Here is a 2,200-nt window from a genome sequence, read left to right on the forward strand (position 1 = left end):
GCGGCGCGGGACGGCCCACCAAGAAGGACCGGCGCGACATGCAGAAGCTCAAAGGTCAGTAGAAGACCGGGCCAAAGGCGGGTCGGGAAGCTCGCCGCTCGGACCGGCGTCGGGCAGTTTTGTCCCTCGGCTCTGCAGGAGCGTGAGCGCCGCGTAAAGCGACGGCGTAAAGTGGCAAGGGACGCCGATTCTGGACGCCGCGCTGCCGAAGGAGAGAACGTGACCATTGACTGGGACGAAAAACGGGCCTTGCTACAGGAGCCCAACATTGCTGCCGTGACGCAGCTGTGCGACGAACTGATGGCCAAACGGCCCGGTTCCACCGTGCCTTACATCGATCCGGTGCATGACGAAGATGAGTGCCGGATCGTCACCCTCCAGACCAGCCCCGGGCGGGCCCCCACCTCGGGTTTCGTATCGCACCTCAACGACGACGACGCCGCCCGACGTGCGCAGCTGATCTATGACTCGGCCGACTTGGACGTCCGCTACGTCATGCCGTGGAACTGCTACCCCTGGGTCCGCGACCCCGAACTGCCGCCGGCACTGAGCGCACAGGAGAAGACCGACGGTCTCCGTCCGTTCCGCCAGTTCCTCAAGATCAACAAGAGAGTCTCCGCCGTCGTCGCTCACGGCGCGGAGGCCGCCGCTTTCCTGGCACTGTTCGAGAAGACGTACCACTCGCCGCTCCGGCAGCACGGGATCAAGGTCTACAAGGCAAGCGCGCTCGGTGGACGGGCGTTTGCCTTGTCCGAGGCCAAGCAGCAGGAACTCCTGGCAAAGAACATCGAAACCTACCGGGACGCCATGCAGAGGGCGGGCATCCAGCACCTGTAGGGAAGCGCTTAGGACCCCACGACGGCGCGAAGGACTTCCCTTGCGGTATCTTCCCATCGCGGCAACTCCCCGCTGGCTGCCTCGGCCGCTGACTGCCATCGCTTCCGCAGGGCAGCGTCGCCCAGCCATCTCCGAAGGATGTTCTCCAGCAATCCGATTCCCGCGGTGAGATCGATGGCTTCACCGGCACCGTGGGCTCCGAGCGCTCCGACGGCTCCGGTTCCCTTTCGGACCACTACCGGTATGCCGTGCGCCAGGGACTCCTGGACCACCATGCCGAAGGACTCCGAGTGTGAGATCAACAGACTGAGGTCAGCCCGGTTCCACTGGTCCTCCAGGGCCGGGCCGGAGAGCTCGCCTGTTGTTTCCACCCGTTTTTCCAGTCCATTCCGGAGGATGCGTTCCTGCACGGCTGCGGCGTACGAGGGGTCTGCTTTTGTGGAGCCAACAAGCGCCGCTGTCCACGCCAGGTCCTTGATCCGTGCCAACGCGTCGACGAATAGGATCTGGTCCTTATTGGGTAGCAGCACGCCCACCATGATGAAATGCGGTGCCGCCCCAGCGTCTCGCGAACTCGGCCGTGCTTTCGATGGGAGATCTACCCCGGGGATCGCCAAGTGCACGTTGCCCAGGCCTAGGGTTCTGGCCGCTTCGGCAGTCCGGGAACCAGTACTGAGAAGACCCGTCGCTGCGCGCAGCGCGCTCGTTTCGACTGGATCCTCCCCGGAAGGGGGCATGTGGAGCAGCACCCAGACTCGGCGCCCCGCAGCGGTTGCGGTCTCGATTTCGGTGGGTGCACCCGAGGCAATCAGGCCGTCGACAATGTAGATGGCCGGTTCCCCTCCGGTAAGTGCAGCTGCAAAGCGGTTCCGGTCTGCTGCACTCCCCAAAGGCCAGCCGCCGTCGAGCTTGCAGACCGAGACCTCCGTGCCCAGGCCCCGGAGGGCTTCAGCCAGCTTCGCGTTGTAGATGTTTCCCCCGGAACGATGGCGCACATTCGCGGGCAAAATCATGCGGATCTTGACCAAGGGCTACTCCCCTCCATAGAGCCGGTTGTTTGGCCTCGCAGTCCTCAGACCATGGTGCTGACCATATAACCCGGGCGGGTGGTGTGGTAGGTGAACTGCACATCCGGCGCGGGGCATCGGCGGTAGATTGTGGGCATGGGACAGACCTCTTCAGACCGCCGGGACGTGTTCGCTGATTGGATCTTGAGTGTCGCGGAGTTCACCCACGCACACTGGTTCTTCGGCAATCTCTATGAGGCCATCGTCAAAATCCCGGACCGGGTCGCGGCCTCGGCAGCGAGCAGCGAACTCCCCCGAACCCCCTTTGGAGCGGGAAGCCCCGGGCGCTACTACGC

General features: G+C 64.2%; 3 protein-coding genes. 2 read left to right on the top strand and 1 reads right to left on the bottom strand.

Annotation, left to right across the window (positions count from 1 at the left end):
- Positions 1 to 219 precede the first annotated feature (219 nt).
- Positions 220 to 837, top strand: coding sequence for a uracil-DNA glycosylase (locus tag AHiyo1_RS11765; protein ID WP_059388685.1), 618 nt, complete (start codon positions 220 to 222; stop codon positions 835 to 837).
- Between the two features lie 8 nt (positions 838 to 845).
- Here the strand turns inward: AHiyo1_RS11765 and AHiyo1_RS11770 are convergent, their stop codons facing one another.
- A complete protein-coding gene (locus AHiyo1_RS11770; protein ID WP_253257291.1) occupies positions 846 to 1,865 on the bottom strand; it encodes a glycosyltransferase family 4 protein in 1,020 nt (339 codons plus the stop codon).
- A 135-nt stretch (positions 1,866 to 2,000) separates the two neighbouring features.
- On the opposite strand from AHiyo1_RS11770, the gene AHiyo1_RS24735 reads away from it, so the two are divergent.
- The coding region (locus AHiyo1_RS24735; protein ID WP_216363189.1) for a hypothetical protein at positions 2,001 to 2,200 on the top strand (200 nt) is incomplete at its 3' end.

Origin of the sequence: Arthrobacter sp. Hiyo1, from assembly GCF_001263615.2 — a bacterium.
In the GTDB taxonomy this organism is placed as follows: domain Bacteria; phylum Actinomycetota; class Actinomycetes; order Actinomycetales; family Micrococcaceae; genus Arthrobacter.